Consider the following 16703-nt stretch of genomic DNA (forward strand, 5'->3'; position numbering starts at 1 on the left):
GGCAGGCCTCTACCGCGTCATCTTGATCTGCCGCACGACCGGAATCGTGGGCAGCGAGCCGGTGTGGTCGGACTCGTCCTTGGCCTGCGGCGCGCCGGGCGCGCGCGCCGTGGCGTCGGGGAAGCGCTGCTTCATCTCGCGCAGGAAGCCGTCGAGCGTATCGACGCTGGCAGCCAGCTTGGCGATCTCGGCGAATTCGGCGCTCGAGGCTGCGGCCGGCTTGCTGGCGATGTCGAAGGCGAGACGGTCGGCGCTCTCGCTCATCAGCGGCGCGTATTTTTCGCGGAAGCGCGACAGGCCGATCGAATCGTCCGCGAGCGCGTAGCCGACGGCGGCGCGGATGATGTCGCTCTTCTCGACAGCATTGAGCGGCTTGAAGTCGCGGAACCGCTCGCCGTAATAGAGCTCGATCTGCTCGGCGGACTCGCGCCAGCGCCGGGCCGCCCAGAAGATGTCGGAGCGAAGGCGGAGCACTTCGCGGCCCGACACGTTTGAGACGATGTCGAGCGCGAGATCGTGGCGGCCGACGTCGCTCTGCGCGCGCGCTTCCAGGAGCAGGCGCTGCTGCCGGAGCTCGCCGGAGAGATCGCTGATGCGGCTCGCGCGCAGCGCGGTGATCGCCATGTCGGGCTTGCGGTTGGCGAGATAGATCATGGACAGGCGCGCGGCGACCTGGGCGCGCGCCGCGCCTTCCAGGCGATGATCGACCTGGTATTGCAGGAGCTCGGCGGCCTGGTCGAGCAGATCGATCGAGGCGAGACGGTCGGCGAGCCGGCGGATCAGCTCGTCGCCGCGGCGGCCGATCGGCGTCAGCTCGCGGAACTCGTAGAACATTCCGAGCGCCTCGACCGGCGGCAGTTCGTCGCCCTTCGGCCCAAGAAATAGCTGCGTGAACAGCTCGGAGGCGAGATCCTGAGCCTGACGCGAAGCCTCGGCGTTCGGCTGAAGCCTCGTCGCGGTGCGCGCGGCGGTGAGCGCATCCCGGTAACGCCCGTTCTCGGCATACAGCTGCGACAGCATCTGGAGCGTCTTGACCTCGGTCGTGTCGCCGCGCCAAGTCATCGACAACGTCTCGAGTTCGCGCAGCGCCTCTTCCTTGCTGATCTCGTCGCGCTTCTGACGCAGTGCGACCTCGAGCTGCTTGGCCTCGGCCGCAGCCTGCCGGTCGCTCGAGGCGACCGCGAACTTGTAGTCGTCCAGCGCATCCTTGTCGTGGCCGAGCGCCTCGGCGAGCCGGCCGCGCAGCACGGCGAATCCGGGCGCAGCCTCAGGCGGGACACCGACCACCTCGAGCTCGCTGCGGCGCTTGGAGGCGCCGGCATAGTCCTTCACCTCGAGCGAGGCGCGCATCGCGTCCATCGTCACGATGCGCTGGATGTCGAGCGGCAGAGAGGCGATGGCGAATTCGACGTTCTTGAACTTCTCGCGCGCGTCCGCCCATTTGCCCTGGCGCGCATAGGCGAGCGCCTTCCAGAGCTGGGAATCATGGCTGTTGCCGATCACGGGATTGGCGAGGTCCTTCAGGCCCTGCGCGGGCCGGCCGATCAGGATGCTCGCGATCGCATGCATGATCAGCGCGCCGCTCTCCTCCTTGTTGAGGGGGTCGCTCAGCATCACGTCGGTGACGGCCTTGGCTTCGTGATACATGGCGCGCGACATGTAGAATTGCGCGAGGTCCAGCCGCGGCAGCGAACGCAGCGCCGGTTCGACCGCCGAGATCGCCGTCAGCAGCTCGCTCTGGCGCGCCATGAAGTTTTCCGACTGGCCCTTGCGCCAGCCTTCGGGGCTGAAGATCGGGCGCACCGCGGTCGGCGCCCGCTCGGCCGAGATGTCGACCGGCGAGAGCGTCAATCCTCCCTTCTTGCCGACAATCACCTTGTCGGTGCCGACCTCGACGCCGACCTCGTCGGAGTTGGGCCGGATCGCGATGCCGTGCGCGGATTCCAGGAGCGAGAGATCGACGAGATCCTGCCGCTTGATGAAGCCGCGCACCGGCCGCTGCGCGGTGACGACGTAGAGCGTATCGCCGGCATCGGGGTCGGTGAGCTTGTGCAGGAGGCCCGGATTGGCGAAGGGGATGGCGATGTTGGCGAGCGCGGGATCGGTGATGTTGCGCGACATCATCAGCGGCAGCGGCGTCGCCTGGATCTTGTCGGCGAGAGTCAACAGCCAGTTGGTTTCCTTGCCGACCTCCTCGCTCGTCAGCGAATAGACCAGCGGACGGGTGAGACGGATGCGCACCGCCTGCCCCTTGTCGAGCGGGATGCGGCCGACCTCGCCGATCATGGCGCCGCCCTTGGTCCGGATCGCCTCGACATCGATCGGCTTCGGCGTATCGAACACCAGCCACACCGTGTCGCCGCGGCGGAACGCCGCCGCCGGTGTTGCGACCTGAAGCGGGAACGTCACGCGCAAGCCGTCGCTGTCGCGGCGCGCATCGACGCTGGCAACGGCCGGCTGCGCCGCCGGCGCCGCGGGCGCAGCCTTGACAACCTCCTTGACCGGCTCTTTCGGGGCGTCGGCCGGCGCCGGCCTGGCAGGCGCCGCCGCAGCTTCGGGAGCGGGCGACGCCGGCTTCGCGGCTTCCTTGGGCACTTCCGGAGCGGGCGCAGCTTCGACCGCGGGAGCGGCTGCCGGTTTCGGCGGCTCAGTGGACGGCAGCGCAGCGGGCGCTTCCGGCTTCACCTCGGGCTTGATGTCGATCTTGGCTTCGCGAGCGATCGCCTCGGAGGTCGGCGGCGCGATCTCGCTGCTGGGGTCCTTCGGCTTCTCGGCCGCCGGCTTATCCGGCGCAGGCGCCGGTGCGTGACCGGCGGGCTTCATCTGCGCGATCGCCGCCTCGGGCGTCGCGGCCGCCTTGCCCTTGTCGGGCTGGAAGGCGACGTTGACGACGTAGTTCTTCTCGTCTGAATCGCCGATCAGCGCGATCTCGACATTGGTCTGATCGATGTCGGCCTTCTGCTTGATCGAGGCGACGTTCGGCGGCGCCGCGACGACCGCGTCCGCCAGGTCGAAATTGAGGTTGGCGTTGAAGACGAGCGTGAGCTTCTGCTCGTTGAGCACGGAGGAGACGCCGACGCCGTCGGGCATCTCGAACACGAAGCGCACGAAGGTCGGCTGCACCGAGGCACGCACGCGGATCTGCGGACGCTTCCTGGCCTCGGCCGCGGCGCGCTGGGCGCGCAGCGCGCGCTCGGCCACGCGGGCGCGCTCGGCGAGCTCCTTGACCACGTCCATGGGCAGGCTCGGCGGCGGTCCCTTCCAGCCTTCGGGCAGCAGGTCGACGAAGGTGCGCTCGCCCGCGTTCATGGTGTTGACGGTGACGCGCCGCGCCAGCGACAGGCGGATCGCGCTCCCATCGGGGTCGCGGCGGGCGGAGTTGACATAATCGGGCGCACCTTCCGGGATCCGGTCGACGGGAACGTCGACGGGCCGGTCGAAGCGGATCACGAGGATGGAGCCTGCGGTCGTCACCTCGGAGGGAACGTCCTCGCCGAGCTTGATGACGAGACGGGCGAAACCGCCGCCGGCGGAAAAACTCGCCTCGCCCCTGATCGGGTCGGCTGCCCGGACCGGCGCCGTGAGGCCAATCAGGACACAGGCCGTCAGCACGCGCGCCTTTCGGACATGACGCGACAATCCCCGCGCCACTGCGCGGGCTCGCGACACAAATCCAGCGGCAGCCTCTCGCGCCATTGGCGGCATTTCTTCCGGTTCGGCGGGCGTGCCGGCACTGGCGCCGGCCCGTGCCGTCGAATCTAAGGTTTTCCCAATTAAGGACTTCTTAAGTATGAGCCCTCAATTCGGCTTTTGCGTCGGCTTGCCCTCGATCTTGGGAAGATCGACGGCCGAGGCCGATTGATCGCCGCCGCCATTGGCGCGGCGGGCCATCTCGACCGTCAGCCGCTCGGCGGCCTCCGGCGACATCAATCCCATGATGTCCGACATTTTGCGAGGCGCGATGGCCGAGGCGATCTCGATCAGCACGCCCATCTCGAGCCGGTCGAACACCCGCGCGGCATCCTTGGGCTTCATCCCCTCATACATGGTCACGAGGCCCTTCATGCGCTGGGCTTCGGCGGCCTTCTGCTCGGCCTGCGTCGCGGAGATGCGGGTTTCCACCGCCTTCATCTCCTCGACCTTGTTCTCGATGCGCTTCTCGGCCGATTTCAGCAGGCTTTCGCGAATGTCGATCTCGCGCTGGCGGGCCTCGATCTCCTGCCGCCGCGCCTGCAATCGCTCCAGGATCGCACGTTCCGAGGCCGAGACCTGCGGCTGGCCTTCCTCCACCTTGACCACGGTGCCCTCAGGCTTGGTCTCGGGCGCGGCGGGCTTCGGCGCCTCCTTCGGCGCACCATGGGTCGATCCGGTGATGTCGGGGTCCGCGCGACCGGTCGGGAAGTTCAGGTTCTCCTCGGCCCAGGACTTCTGGTTCGGCTTGTAGTCGAAGACATAGCCGCCATTGATCGCAAGGCCCGCCACCTTCAGCGTGGCGAGGCCTGCGACGGCGACCAGGACGACCGGAATGACGCGGATGTTACGAAAGGACTTCATACCCAGGCTTTATGCGGCAAGGCCGTTGGATCGTCGGCGCTCGGAGAAGGCTTCGGCCGCAGCCGCCACCGCCTTCGCCGTCGACGGCTTGGCCGCCGGCGCGGCAGCTGTTTCGGGGTTCGTCACGGGACGCGCGGCGATCGCGATCTTGGACAGCCGCCGCACCACGTTGTCGGCCTCGCCGAGCTGCTTGTAGAGCTGGTCCGACATCTGCGTCGCGGCGGCGAGCTGGCTGCCGAGGTTCTCGTTGACGTCGCGCACGGCCAGCTTCAGTCCGCCGATCGCGCGCTCGGCGATCTCCGTCGCCGTGATCAGCTCGCCGATGACCGCCTTCAGCGAATGCTCGTCCGCCTTCAGCCGCGTCAGCCGCTTGTTGAGCATGACGCAGTAGACGATCGTCAGCATCAGCAGGATAGCCACCAGCGTCTCGATCGCCATTCCCAGGGAGTGGTTCATGGGGCCTCCATCATCTTGTTCTGCTCGTCCACCTTCTCGAACATCGCCAGTGTCGTACTTGGCTTGCGCAAGGGTTTCGTCACGCGGATCGCGACGCGGTCGCCGACCCGGCCCATCCGTCCCTCGGTCAGCGTGACGTCGCCGCAGCGCACGGTGACGTTGGCGTCGGCGCGCATGTCCAGCGGCAGCGTGTCGCCGACCTTGAGCTGCATCAGCTGCTTGAGCGGAATGTCGGCCTCGTAGAGCACCGCATCGACGGCGATCTCGGCCTGCACGATCTCGGTGGCGAAATGGCCTTCCCAGACCGGGTCGCGGCCGAACTTTTCGCCCATGAACATCTGGAGCAGCACGCCCCGGATCGGCTCGATGGTCGCGTAAGGCAGCAGCAGCTCGATATTGCCGCCGCGGTCCTCCATATCGATGCGCAGGCGGACCAGGATCGCGGCGTTGGCGGGACGGCTGATCGCGGCGAAACGCGGATTGGTCTCGAGCCGGTCGATCGTGAAGGTCACCGGCGACAGCGGCCGGAACGCCTGCTCGGCATCGGCCAGCACCACCTCGACCAGCCGCTTGACCAGCTCGGTCTCGATCGTGGTGTAGGGCCGGCCCTCGATGCGGAGCTGGCTGGTGCCGCGGCGGCCGCCGAGCAGCACGTCGATCATCGAATAGATCAGGTTGGAATCGACCGTCGCCATGCCGAAGTTCTCCCACTCCTCCGCCTTGAAGACGGTGAGGACGGCGGGCAGCGGGATCGAGTTCATGTAGTCGCCGAAACGCACCGAGGTGATGCGGTCGAGCGAGACTTCGACATTGTCCGAGGTGAAGTTGCGCAAGGACGTCGTCATCAGCCGCACGAGGCGGTCGAAGACGATTTCGAGCATCGGCAGACGCTCGTAGGAGACCATCGCCGAATCGATGATCGCGCGAATGCCGGAATGATCGTCGAGCGTGACGTCGCCGACCGTGAAGCCGAGGAGATTGTCGATCTCCTCCTGCGACAGCACCCGCTCGCCGGAATTCTTGCCGGTGCCGAGATCGCGACTGCCGTCCTCGACCATGGCCGCCCATTGCAGGGCCATGGTTTCCGACAGCTCGTTCTCGGCGGCAGCCTTTGCGGCCTCGGCGGGATCCTCGGAATCGAGCGAGGCCTCCCACTGGGCGGCAATTGCATCCTGGTCGACCTGGTCGTTGCCCGCCATGATCCCTAGTCCGTCATGCTCACTGGACCACGACTTCCTTGAACAGCACCGCGCTGACCTGGATCGGGGCGACCGCCGCGTTGACGCGCTTGGTCAGCTCCTCCTTGAGGCGGAAGATGCCGGCGGAGCCGTTGAGGTCGGAGGGGCGCAGTTCGCGCACATAGGTCTGGAAGATGTCGGTGACGCGCGGCATCGTCGGCTTGATCGCCTCGATCTGCTTCTCTTCCTTCAGCTCCAGCACGATCTTAAGCCGCAGATATTGCACGCGCTCGCCGGGCGAGCCGGCGAGGTTGACCATCAGGTCGGGGACGTCGACGAAGGCCGGCGGCTTCGGCGGCGGCGCGGCCTCGGCATGGTGCTCGCCCTCGCCGTGTCGGAAGAGGAAGAACCAGGTCGCCGCACCGCCGCCGAGGACGGCGAGCAGACCGACGGCCATGATGATGAGCTTGAGCTTGTTCTTCGGCGGAGCGGCTTCCGCGCCGTCGGCGGCTGCGCCGCCTTCCTCATTCTCTGCCATGGTTGCCGCGCTCGTTCATTTCTCAAAGGGGTCGAAAGAGCGAAGCCTCCTGGCAGACAGTGACGCGATACAAATGCCCCAGCGCAATGCGCTCCTCTGATGTGCAAACGCTACGGTAATAATGGTTAACGGAACCTTTCGATTGGGCCTCCGCTAGGAAAAATCTGCCGGGCAAACATGGCTAACAGAACCTTTCTGCCGCCCTCCCGCGCCCATCAAAAATCAACAAGAAATTGAAATTACACAATTTTTTGAGTTGGCACGGCTTTCGCTGAGAAAGGGCCGAGACCTCACGGTTTGGGAGAACCCGAGGTCTCGTTCACGGGATCCGCCAAGGCGCTTGGGAGAGCGAAATGGCAGATCTCACTCAGGGGAGATTTCCGATGCAGAACGCGCTTCTGATCGGCTTGTCGCGGCAGATGACGTTGGAACGGCAGATGGACGTCATCGCCAACAACGTCGCCAATGCCAACACCAACGGCTTCAAGGCCGACCATTCGCTGTTCGAGGAGTATCTCAACTCGAACGCACGTCATGACAATTTCATCGGTCGCGACCGCCGGATCTCCTATGTGCAGGATCGCGGCACCTTCCGCGACGTCGGCCAGGGGCCGATGGAGCCGACCAACAATCCGCTCGACATCGCGATCAACGGCAACGCCTATTTCGCGGTGCAGGCCAATGGCGGCGAGCTCTATACCCGCGACGGCAAGTTCTCGCTCAACAGCACCGGCCAGCTCGTCACCGCGAGCGGCAATCTCGTGCTCGGCAATGCCGGCCCGATTACCTTCCAGCCGACCGACCACGACATCAATGTCGCGCCCGACGGCACCGTCACGGTGCTCGAGGGTACGGCGCGGACCGACTCGATCCGCGGCAAGATCCGCATGGTGTCGTTCGACGATCCGGCCAAGCTGACCAAGCTCGGCGGCAATCTCTATGGCGCCGGCTCGGCCAACCAGCAGGCCGACACCAAGTCCACCTTGCAGCAGGGTTACATCGAGAAGTCGAACGTGAATGCGGTCGGCGAGATGACCCGCATGGTCGAGGTGATGCGCAGCTACACCGCGATCGCCAGCCTGCTCCAGCAGCAGAGCGATCTCCACAAATCGGCGATCGACAAGCTCGCCGACGTTCCGGCCTGATTGAAGGAGAACTGACATGCAGGCGCTTCACACCGCTGCGACCGGAATGGCGGCACAGGAACTCAACGTTCAGGTGATCTCCAACAACATCGCCAACCTGCGCACCACCGGCTTCAAGAAGCAGACCGCGGCATTCCAGGACCTGATCTATGAGCACGTTCGCCGCGTTGGCGCCCAGTCGTCCGACCAGGGCACCATCCTGCCGGTCGGCGTCGACATCGGCGGCGGCGTCAAGACCGTCGGCACGCCGCGCAGCATGACGCAGGGAACGCTGTCGCAGACCGGCAACGACCTCGATCTCGCGATCTCGGGCGATGGCTTCTTCAAGATCCTGATGCCCGACGGCACCTACCAGTACACCCGCGACGGCACCTTCCAGATGGACAATCAGGGCCGCGTCGTCACCGCGCAGGGCAACCCGGTGCAGCCGACCATCACCATTCCGAACAACGCCTCGGGGATCTCGGTCAGCGAGCAGGGCCAGGTCTCGGTGACGCTGCCGGGTTCGTCGACCTCGTCGATCATCGGCCAGATCGGCGTCACGCGCTTCATCAACAAGGCGGGCCTTCAGCCCGTCGGCAACAACCAGTTCATCGAGACCCCCTCGTCCGGCGCGCCGCAGGACGGCACCGCCAACTCCGAGGGTTACGGCAAGATCACGCAGGGCAGCCTGGAGCAGGCCAATATCGACGTCGTCTCGGAGATGAGCGACCTGATCGCCGCGCAGCGCGCCTACGAGATGAACGCCAAGGTCATCAGCGCGGCCGACCAGATGATGCAGTCGACCACGGCGCTGTTCCGCTGAGGTGATGACGATGATCCGCACCACGCTCGCCTCGATCTCCACCCTTCTCCTGCTGGCATTGCCGGCAGTGGCCGCCGACGAACTCATCGCCTCGCCGGCGCTGCGCGCAAGCGTCACCGTCACGGCGGACGTGGTGCGGATCGGCGATCTGATCGAGAACGCAGGATCCGCCGCGCTGATCCCGGTCTACCGCTCGCCCGATCTCGGCACCACCGGCACGCTGACGGTCGGCCAGGTGCTGTCGGTGCTGCGGGCAAAGCAGGTGATCGGCGTCACGACCGGCGACATCAAGGAGGTCCAGGTCACCCGCCTCGCCCGCACGCTCGCGAGCAAGGACATCCAGAACGCGGTCACCGCTGCGCTCGAGCGCCGCTTCGGCCTCGGAGAAGCCGCCAACATCACCGTCACGCTCGACCGCAGCGTCGCCGAGATGCGGCTCGATGCCTCCAACACCGGCGCACTCGAGCCGGTCGCAACCCGCTACGACGCCCGCAGCGGCCGTTTCGACATCGCCTTCGAGATTGCCAACAACAGCAACTCTGCGCCGACCAAGCTGCGCTTCACCGGCACCGCGATCGAGACCGTGGAAGTGGCCGTGCTGACCCGCGACATCGACCGCGCCGAGCTTCTGAAATCCTCCGACGTCTCGCTGGAGCGCCGGCCGAAGGCCGAGGTCACCGGGGAACCGGCCGCGCGCGACCGCAGCATCGGCATGCAGCTGCGCCGGGCGATGCGCGCGGGCACGCCGCTCCGCGTCGCCGACATCGTCAAGCCCGACTTCGTGCTGCGCGATCAGGCCGTCACCATCATCTACCAGGTGCCCGGCCTCTATCTCACCACGCGCGGCAAGGCGATCGAGAACGGCGCCGAGGGCGACACCGTCAGCGTGCTGAATTTACACTCCAAGCGCACGCTGACCGGCGTCGTCACCGGCCGCGGCCAGGTGACGGTCCAGGGTGGAAGTCAATCCGCGCCGATGGCGCCTGCGGTCGAGCAGACCTCGTCGATCAAGCGTGACGACGTGCCGCCGGCCGCAGCCCTGGCGCAGAGCCTGATCCAGCCCCCCGCGTCTGCGGCCCAGATCGCCCAGGCACAGATCCCGCAGGCCCCGATCCCGCAAGCCCGTCTCCCCCAAGCTCCAGCCAAGTCAGAGTAGGTCATGTCCACGTTCAGTTCGGCTTTCCGCCTTCGTCGCATCGCGATCTCTGCCCTGCTGCTGGCAACTTGTGCGCTGGCGAGCGGCTGCTCCTCGATCGACCGCCTGTCGCAGATCGGCGAGCAGCCGAAGCTGTCGGCGATCGACAATCCGACGACGCAGCCCGGCTACAAGCCCGTGCAGATGCCGATGCCGAAGCCGGAAGTTGCCTCCTACAATCCGAACTCGCTGTGGCGCAACGGCAGCCGCGCGTTCTTCAAGGACCAGAGAGCTGGCCCCGCAAATTCGGACAGTAGCTTGAGTGGATTTTCTGCCTGACAGCGGCGAGGATTCTTGCTGCGAATCAGGAGCGAAGATGACGAAGAAGAGCCGCCGGACGCATTCTCCGGCATTCAAGGCGAAGGTTGCTTTGGCTGCGGTCAAAGGCGACAAGACACTGGCGGAGCTGGCGCAACTGTTTGATGTTCATCCGAACCAGATCACGATCTGGAAAAACCAGCTCCTGGAAGGCGCCGCCGGCGTGTTTGGGCATGACAAGACATCGGCCGAGACGCCGGTCGATTTGAAGGCGTTACATGCCAAGATCGGCGAGCTGGCGTTGGAAAACGATTTTTTGTCCGGCGCGCTCACCAAGGCGGGCCTGCTGAGCGCAAAGCGATGATCGACCGCGATCATGATCTTTCTATCGTGCGCCAGGCGAAGGTCCTGAAGCTGGCTCGCAGCACGGTCTACTATGAACCTCGGCCAGTTTCGGCCGAGGACCTTGCCTTGATGCGTCGGCTCGATGAGCTGCATCTCGATTATCCCTTCGCGGGAGCGCGTATGCTGCGATCGTTGCTGCGGCGGGAGGGCGTATACGCCGGTCGCCGCCACATCGCGACGCTGATGAAGCGCATGGGGATCGAGGCGGTCTATCGTCGCCCGAACACGAGCAAGCCGGCTCCGGGTCACAAGATCTACCCGTACCTGTTGCGCGGATTGAAGATCGAGCGGCCCGACCATGCGTGGGCAATGGACATCACCTACATTCCGATGCGGCGTGGCTTCGTCTATCTCGCGGCGGTCGTCGATGTGTTCAGCCGACGGGTCCTGGCCCATCGCGTCTCGATCACAATGGAGGCGGCCTTCTGCGTCGAAGCGGTCCAGGAGGCGTTGGCGAAGCACGGCAGGCCCGAGATTTTCAACACGGATCAGGGCAGCCAGTTCACCAGCCTCGAGTTCACCGATGTGCTGCTGGACGCGAAGATCGCCATCAGCATGGACGGCAAGGGCGCCTGGCGCGACAACGTGTTTGTCGAGCGGCTCTGGCGCACGGTCAAATACGAAGAAGTATATCTCCGCGCCTACGACAGCGTGTCCGAGGCGCGAGCGTCAATTGCCAAGTATCTGGCCTTCTACAATCAGGGACGCCCTCACTCGAGCCTTGACGGGCGCACGCCCGACGAGGCTTACTTCGGCACGCAAGCTATGGTGATGGCCGCATGACCGTCGCCGACGGTTTTGTCGTCGCTCTGGTCGGGCTACGCCCTCCCGACGCAACGACAAAACCGTAAAGCCCCGCGTTCAGCATAACCCGGCAGGAATCCACTTAAATCCAGCGGGGCGCTGTCCAAACAACCGGGGCCAGCTCTCCAGCGCGCCCGCCAGGTCGGCGACCTCCTGACCGTGACCGTGAACATCACGGACAAGGCCAACATCGAGAACGACACCTCGCGCAGCCGCACCAACAAGGAAGATTCCGGAATCACGGACTTCATCGGCTCCCAAACGATCACCCAGGCCAACAAGATCCTGCCCGGCCGTATCCTGACCGCCGACTCGACCTCGTCCAGCGAGGGCAAGGGCAGCGTCGACCGCAAGGAAGCCCTGCAGACCAATGTCGCCGCCGTGGTGACCCAGGTGCTGCCGAACGGCAACCTGGTCGTCGAAGGCAAGCAGGAGATACGCGTCAACTTCGAGATCCGCGAGTTGATCGTCGCCGGCATCGTGCGCCCCGAGGACATCCAGAGCGACAACACCATCGACTCCACCAAGATCGCCCAGGCCCGCATCGCCTATGGCGGCCGCGGCCAGATCACCGACGTGCAGCAGCCGCGCTACGGCCAGCAGGTCATGGACGTGCTGCTGCCCTTCTAAGGCCCTTCAAGAGCTCCCACATCGTGCTCGCGAACCTAGGCGCGAGCGACGGTGTACTACGCGGCCCTCGCTAGCTCCCCTGGCGAGGGCCGCATGTGTTTTGGCAAACGGGCCGTGGGATATAGCGTGTCGGATCCGCGCATCTATAGCGATGCCGCCGTCTCAAATCCCGTCATTGCGAGCGAAGCGAAGCAATCCAAACTGCCACCGCGGCAAGATTCTGGATCGCTTCGTTCGCGATGACGGCACGGAGAGGCTACGTAAACTCCGCCTCCACCACGCCCAGCCCGTCCAGCTCCATCCGCACCTTGTCGCCGGCTTTGAGCCACAGCGTCTTGACCAGGCTGCCCGTCAGCACGAGCTGCCCCGCATGCAGCCCCTTGCCCTCGGCGGCAAGATGGTTGGCGAGCCAGGCGAGGGCGTTGTGGGGATGGCCGAGCACGTCGGCGCCGGTGCCCTGGCTGACCTCCTCGCCGTTGACGAGGGCGCGGCCCTTGACCGCCTTCAGGTCCGGAACCGAGGAGCGCGGCACCGATGGTCCCAGCACGCAGCCGGCGGCGAAGAAATCGTCGGCGATCAAGGTCGGCGCGCCCATCGTTTCCCACTTCACGTAGCGATCGTCGACGATCTCGATCGCGGGATGATAGGCCTCGACCGCCTCGCCGACCCATTCGGCCGTGAACGGCGCCTCGCCGGCGGCGAGGTCGCGCTTGAGCCGCACCGCGATCTCGCACTCGACGCCGACCCGGACATAGTTGGAGGTGGCGAGCTTGGCGCCGCTGTCATGGACGCCCTTCTGGAACACGCCGCCGCCGCAGGGGTGCGGAATGCCGATGTACTCCTGCATCACCTGGCTGGTGCAGCCGATCTTGTAGCCGACGAGCGGGCCGAGATGCGGCAGCAGGAGATCGTGCAGGGCGCGCTGGACCTGATAGCCCTCGGCTTCATCAGCGGGAGGGCGCTCCAGCGCCGCGAGCGGCGCATGATTGCGGCGCGCCAGCGCGATCGCCTTTGCGGCTTGGAGAATCCTGTCCATCGGCGCCGCCTCCCACGCTACGCATTCGAAGGCGGCACTTGAGCATCCCCGCCCGGGCGTGACAAGCCAGGGGCAACCTCACGCCTTGACCAGGCCGAGCCGGATCAGGCTCTCGGCGGTCGCAAGGATCGCCTCGTGGTTGGAACGGGGCTCCCAGCCGAGCAGCGACCTCGCCTTGGCGCTGGTGGAATGCCGCACCCTGCCGAGCATCGGCACGACCGCACGCAGCAGGGGAATCCGGGTCGCGGCCAGCCGCACCAGCCAGTCGGGGGCCTCGACCGCGGAACCCGGCGTGCGGACGGCCCGAGTTCCCGCCGCAGCACCTTGGCGATATCGAGGATCGACATCGTTTCACCGGAGACCGCGATGAAGCGTTCGCCCCTGGCCTCCGGCGCCGTCATCGCCCGCAGGTGCAGATCGGCGACATCGCGCACGTCGACCACGCCGAAATAGACCCGCGGCACCGCCGGCATGATGCCGTCGAGCAGCGATTTGACGATCTCGATCGAGCCGGAGAAGTCCGGTCCCAGCACGGGACCGAAAATGCCGGCGGGATTGACCACCGACAGTTCGAGGCCGCCGCCCTCGCGCGCGATGAAATCCCAGGCCGCCCGCTCGGCCAGCGTCTTGGATTTGATGTAGGGCTGCAGGCCGGGACCATCGAGATTGGTCCAGTCGGTCTCGTCGAACGGCTTTTCACGCGGCGGATGGCCGTAGCCGATCGCGCCCAGCGACGAGGTGATGACGACGCGCCTGACGCCGGCTTCGCGTGCGGCACGCAGCACCCGCAGCGTGCCGTCGCGGGCCGGGACGATCATCTCGTTCTCGTCCTTGGGCACGCTGGTCGACAGCGGCGAGGCGACGTGCAGGACGTAGTCGCACCCGTCGATCGCCTCGCGCCAGCCCGCATCTGCCGTGAGGTCCGCCGTGAAGAAGGACACGGGTTCCGGCGAAGCCACCCCGCCCTCGCGCAGCATCGCCAGCACGTCGTCCCGACGATCAGGCCGGCGTACCGTCGTCCGCACGGCATGGCCCGCGGCCAGAAGTTGCAGGACGACGTGAATGCCGACGAAGCCCGACCCGCCGGTGACCAGAACAGTGCTCATTGCCAAATTCCCCTCGATGCGAGGCCGGCGGATCGGTCCCGCTGCGGCCCTGCTCAAGGCCGCATCTGGTCACTATCTCCAAGGGGACAAGTAGAATGGATTTCGAGACCGGTATGGAAAACCTGACCACCAACTGCGACGACGACTGCGATTGCAGCCGAGATCCTGCCCTGCTCGGTGACTTCAAGCGGGCCATCGACGCCCTCGGCGGCAAGTGGAAACTGGAGATCCTGTTTACGCTGATGAACGGTGCGGTTCGCTTCGGTGCCTTGCGACGATCGATCGGCGGCATCACCCAGCACATGCTGACCACGCAGCTTCGCGAGCTCGAGGAGGATGGCCTCGTATCGCGTATCGTCCTCGCGGAGAAACCCTTGAGGGTCGCGTACGAGTTGACGGATGCGGCTTACGGCCTCCTGCCGGCATTTAAGGAAATATTGAGCTGGTCCAGGCTTTATGGGGACGCGCGCCTCCTGGCGGCGCGGCAGACCTGATTGCACCGATGCTTGATGCAGCTGGATCAGCGTCTCACCATTCGAGCCGATGTCGTTGATGCGACTCGCAAAACTCGCCCCACCTGAAGTGAAGGCTGTTTCTCATCCGAACTCACGTGAGCTCGGAGGAATCGAGTCTAGCCCATTGATCGTGATTCACTTTTCGCGATCACGCTTCGCGCGTTGCCGCGCGCGGCTGCAAGCGGCAGGCAAAATGCGGATCACGGCGCCAAGCGGCGCCTTGCGTCCCAAAAACAAAGAGCCGCACTTGGCGGCCCGGGCTCTATTCGTCGCGATAGACCTTCTCGCGTTTCTCGTGGCGCTCCTGCGCTTCCACCGAGAGCGTCGCGATGGGCCGGGCTTCGAGCCGCTTCAACGAGATCGGCTCGCCGGTTTCCTCGCAATAGCCGTAGGTGTTGTCCTCGATGCGCTGGAGCGCGGCGTCGATCTTGGCGATCAACTTGCGCTGGCGGTCGCGGGCGCGGAGTTCGATGGCGCGGTCGGTTTCGGATGATGCCCGATCGGCGAGATCGGGGTGGTTCACGTTCTCCTCCTGCAAAGCCTGCAGGGTGAGCTTGGACTCTTTGAGTATCTCATCCTTCCAGGCGAGGAGCTTCAAACGGAAGTACTCCTTCTGCCGGTCGTTCATGAAAGGCTCTTTGTCGGTCGGTCGGTAGTTTTTCAACTTTTCCAAGGGAGGCCTATCTGTCTAAGCAACGACTCGCAAACGGAACGAGGTCCGTCGAGCGGGGCGTTATATAGCGGCCTCCTGTGACAGACAATATTTCCCCTCATCGCCCGAGTGCCGCCCCCAAGCCCTTGCACAGGAAGCTTTATCCTGGAGGGACCGGGGGACGGCTGACGGCTCAATAGCCGACCGTGAAGCGCTGCCGCAGATGGGCGGGCCGCTCGATCTCGTCGGCGAGCGCGATGGCGTAGTCAGCGAAGGTGATCCAGCTCTTTCCATTCGCATCTGCGAGAAGCTGGTCGGTCCCAAGCCGGAACTTGCCCGTGCGTTCCCCCTCGACGAACAAGGCCGACGGCGAGATGAAGGTCCAATTCAGGTCCTTTTCCTGCCGCAGCAGGTCGAGGAAGGCCGAGCCCGCCTCCGCCTCAGCCTTGTATTCGGTAGGAAAATTGGGAGTAGTGACCAGCTTCACGCCTGGGGCGACCTCAAGGCTGCCGGCGCCGCCGACCACGAGGTAACGGCCGATCTTGGAGTCCTTCGCCGCACCGATCAGCTTGAGCGGGTCACTGGCAAGGAAGTGCACGGAACTCACGGCGACGTCGTGCCCGGCCCACAGCTTGGCGAGGCCGGCCTGGTCGAGCACATCCCCCTTGGTCGGCGTGACGTTGGGCAGGGCTGCGATCTTCTCGGGGTTCCGGGCGATGGCTGTGACGGCGTGGCCGCGGCGGGACAGTTCCCTGGTAATCTCCGACCCGGCCCGGCCCGAGGCGCCGGCGACTGCGATTTTCATGGAAGGCTCCTTTGCTTCTATAGTAACTACCAGTGACTAGATATCGTAAAGGATGCTGGTGTTAAGAGAGCACTTTGTGCTTACCTGATTATGCAAGGGTTACCTGGACACGTAACCGATCACGTACAGCTGATGCGCGCACCGCCAGCGGCGGAATGAGGACCGACGATGAAACCCGACGTTTACGCGGCGAACTGCCCCACCCGTCAGATCCTCGATCGCGTCGGCGACAAATGGGCGGTGCTGATCCTCCTGTTGCTGCGCGAGGAGCCGATGCGCTTCAATCAGTTGCGGCGCACGATTGAAGGCATCTCGCAGTAGATGCTGAGTCAGGTTCTCAAGTCGCTCGAACGCGACGGCCTGATCAGGCGCCATGCCATCGCGACCGTTCCTGTCACAGTGGAATATTCGATCACGCCACTCGGGCTGACGCTGGCCGCGGCGGTCGACCACCTGCGCGATTGGGCCGAGCAGAATCTGAAGGACGTGCTCGCGGCGCAGCGCCGCTACGATGCGCAGCAGAAGGAGGAAGCGGCGTAGGGTAGGAGCGCGGTTTCGCCCCCAACTTTGCTGTCATGCCCCGGCTTGACCGGGGCATCCAGTAAGCCGCGGCTTATCGGG

13 protein-coding genes and 4 pseudogenes are annotated in these 16703 nt (G+C 65.4%); 8 read left to right on the forward strand and 9 right to left on the reverse strand.

Features of this window, described 5'->3' with window-relative positions:
* Positions 1-9 precede the first annotated feature (9 nt).
* The 5 genes from ABIF91_RS42675 to fliL form a co-directional block, all read right to left on the reverse strand.
* Positions 10-3696, reverse strand: coding sequence for a tetratricopeptide repeat protein (locus ABIF91_RS42675; RefSeq protein ID WP_424579787.1), 3687 nt, complete (start codon positions 3694-3696; stop codon positions 10-12).
* A gap of 102 nt (positions 3697-3798) precedes the next feature.
* Positions 3799-4554, reverse strand: coding sequence for a MotE family protein (locus ABIF91_RS42680; RefSeq protein ID WP_035675331.1), 756 nt, complete (start codon positions 4552-4554; stop codon positions 3799-3801).
* Between the two features lie 9 nt (positions 4555-4563).
* The gene (locus ABIF91_RS42685; protein WP_035675328.1) at positions 4564-5010 is read right to left on the reverse strand and encodes a DUF6468 domain-containing protein; all 447 of its coding nucleotides are present in this window, start codon (positions 5008-5010) and stop codon (positions 4564-4566) included.
* Entirely contained in the window at positions 5007-6209 is a 1203-nt protein-coding gene (gene fliM, locus ABIF91_RS42690; protein WP_035675325.1) for a flagellar motor switch protein FliM, read from the reverse strand. The genes ABIF91_RS42685 and fliM overlap by 4 nt, the downstream gene beginning before the upstream one ends.
* A 19-nt stretch (positions 6210-6228) precedes the next feature.
* Positions 6229-6726 carry a flagellar basal body-associated protein FliL gene (fliL, locus tag ABIF91_RS42695; protein WP_028182230.1) on the reverse strand — a complete coding sequence of 166 codons (498 nt, stop codon included), beginning with the start codon at positions 6724-6726 and terminating at the stop codon, positions 6229-6231.
* Positions 6727-7109: 383 nt separating this feature from the next.
* Between fliL and flgF the strand changes: the two genes are divergently transcribed.
* From flgF to flgH, 6 genes and pseudogenes are all read left to right on the forward strand, one after another.
* Positions 7110-7871, forward strand: coding sequence for a flagellar basal-body rod protein FlgF (gene flgF / locus ABIF91_RS42700; RefSeq protein ID WP_028182231.1), 762 nt, complete (start codon positions 7110-7112; stop codon positions 7869-7871).
* A gap of 16 nt (positions 7872-7887) precedes the next feature.
* The gene (gene flgG, locus ABIF91_RS42705; protein ID WP_028182232.1) at positions 7888-8676 is read left to right on the forward strand and encodes a flagellar basal-body rod protein FlgG; all 789 of its coding nucleotides are present in this window, start codon (positions 7888-7890) and stop codon (positions 8674-8676) included.
* 10 nt (positions 8677-8686) lie between these two features.
* Positions 8687-9832 (forward strand): flagellar basal body P-ring formation chaperone FlgA, encoded by a 1146-nt coding sequence (flgA, locus tag ABIF91_RS42710; protein WP_424579788.1) that lies wholly within the window; start codon positions 8687-8689, stop codon positions 9830-9832.
* A 3-nt stretch (positions 9833-9835) separates the two neighbouring features.
* A pseudogene (locus ABIF91_RS42715) lies at positions 9836-10105 on the forward strand (flagellar basal body L-ring protein FlgH); the annotation flags it as partial.
* An 82-nt stretch (positions 10106-10187) separates the two neighbouring features.
* Positions 10188-11317, forward strand: a protein-coding gene (locus tag ABIF91_RS42720) for an IS3-like element ISRj2 family transposase (protein WP_129557670.1) whose coding sequence is annotated in 2 segments (ribosomal slippage) — positions 10188-10440 and positions 10440-11317 — 1131 coding nt in all. Because the reading frame shifts where the segments join, the coding sequence is not laid out codon by codon here.
* Between the two features lie 147 nt (positions 11318-11464).
* Positions 11465-11968 (forward strand): annotated as a pseudogene (flgH, locus tag ABIF91_RS42725) (flagellar basal body L-ring protein FlgH); the annotation flags it as partial.
* Positions 11969-12224: 256 nt separating this feature from the next.
* Here the strand turns inward: flgH and ABIF91_RS42730 are convergent.
* Both ABIF91_RS42730 and ABIF91_RS42735 read right to left on the reverse strand, forming a co-directional pair.
* The gene (locus ABIF91_RS42730; RefSeq protein WP_028182050.1) at positions 12225-13004 is read right to left on the reverse strand and encodes a 2-keto-4-pentenoate hydratase; all 780 of its coding nucleotides are present in this window, start codon (positions 13002-13004) and stop codon (positions 12225-12227) included.
* A 78-nt stretch (positions 13005-13082) separates the two neighbouring features.
* Positions 13083-14110, reverse strand: a pseudogene (locus ABIF91_RS42735) (SDR family oxidoreductase).
* 95 nt (positions 14111-14205) lie between these two features.
* Here ABIF91_RS42735 and ABIF91_RS42740 point away from each other — a divergent pair.
* On the forward strand, positions 14206-14604 hold the full coding sequence (locus tag ABIF91_RS42740) for a winged helix-turn-helix transcriptional regulator (RefSeq protein ID WP_196233561.1): 399 nt from the start codon (positions 14206-14208) through the stop codon (positions 14602-14604).
* Between the two features lie 283 nt (positions 14605-14887).
* Here the strand turns inward: ABIF91_RS42740 and dksA are convergent, their stop codons facing one another.
* Both dksA and ABIF91_RS42750 read right to left on the reverse strand, forming a co-directional pair.
* Entirely contained in the window at positions 14888-15253 is a 366-nt protein-coding gene (dksA, locus tag ABIF91_RS42745) for an RNA polymerase-binding protein DksA (RefSeq protein ID WP_085966600.1), read from the reverse strand.
* Between the two features lie 217 nt (positions 15254-15470).
* Positions 15471-16082, reverse strand: a complete 612-nt coding sequence (locus ABIF91_RS42750; protein ID WP_028182048.1) for an NAD(P)-dependent oxidoreductase — start codon at positions 16080-16082, stop codon at positions 15471-15473.
* Positions 16083-16250: 168 nt separating this feature from the next.
* Between ABIF91_RS42750 and ABIF91_RS42755 the strand changes: the two are divergent.
* Positions 16251-16622 (forward strand): annotated as a pseudogene (locus ABIF91_RS42755) (winged helix-turn-helix transcriptional regulator).
* Positions 16623-16703: the final 81 nt, after the last annotated feature.

Source organism: Bradyrhizobium sp. USDA 241 (assembly GCF_049739505.1).
GTDB classification, from domain to species: Bacteria; Pseudomonadota; Alphaproteobacteria; order Rhizobiales; family Xanthobacteraceae; genus Bradyrhizobium; species Bradyrhizobium liaoningense.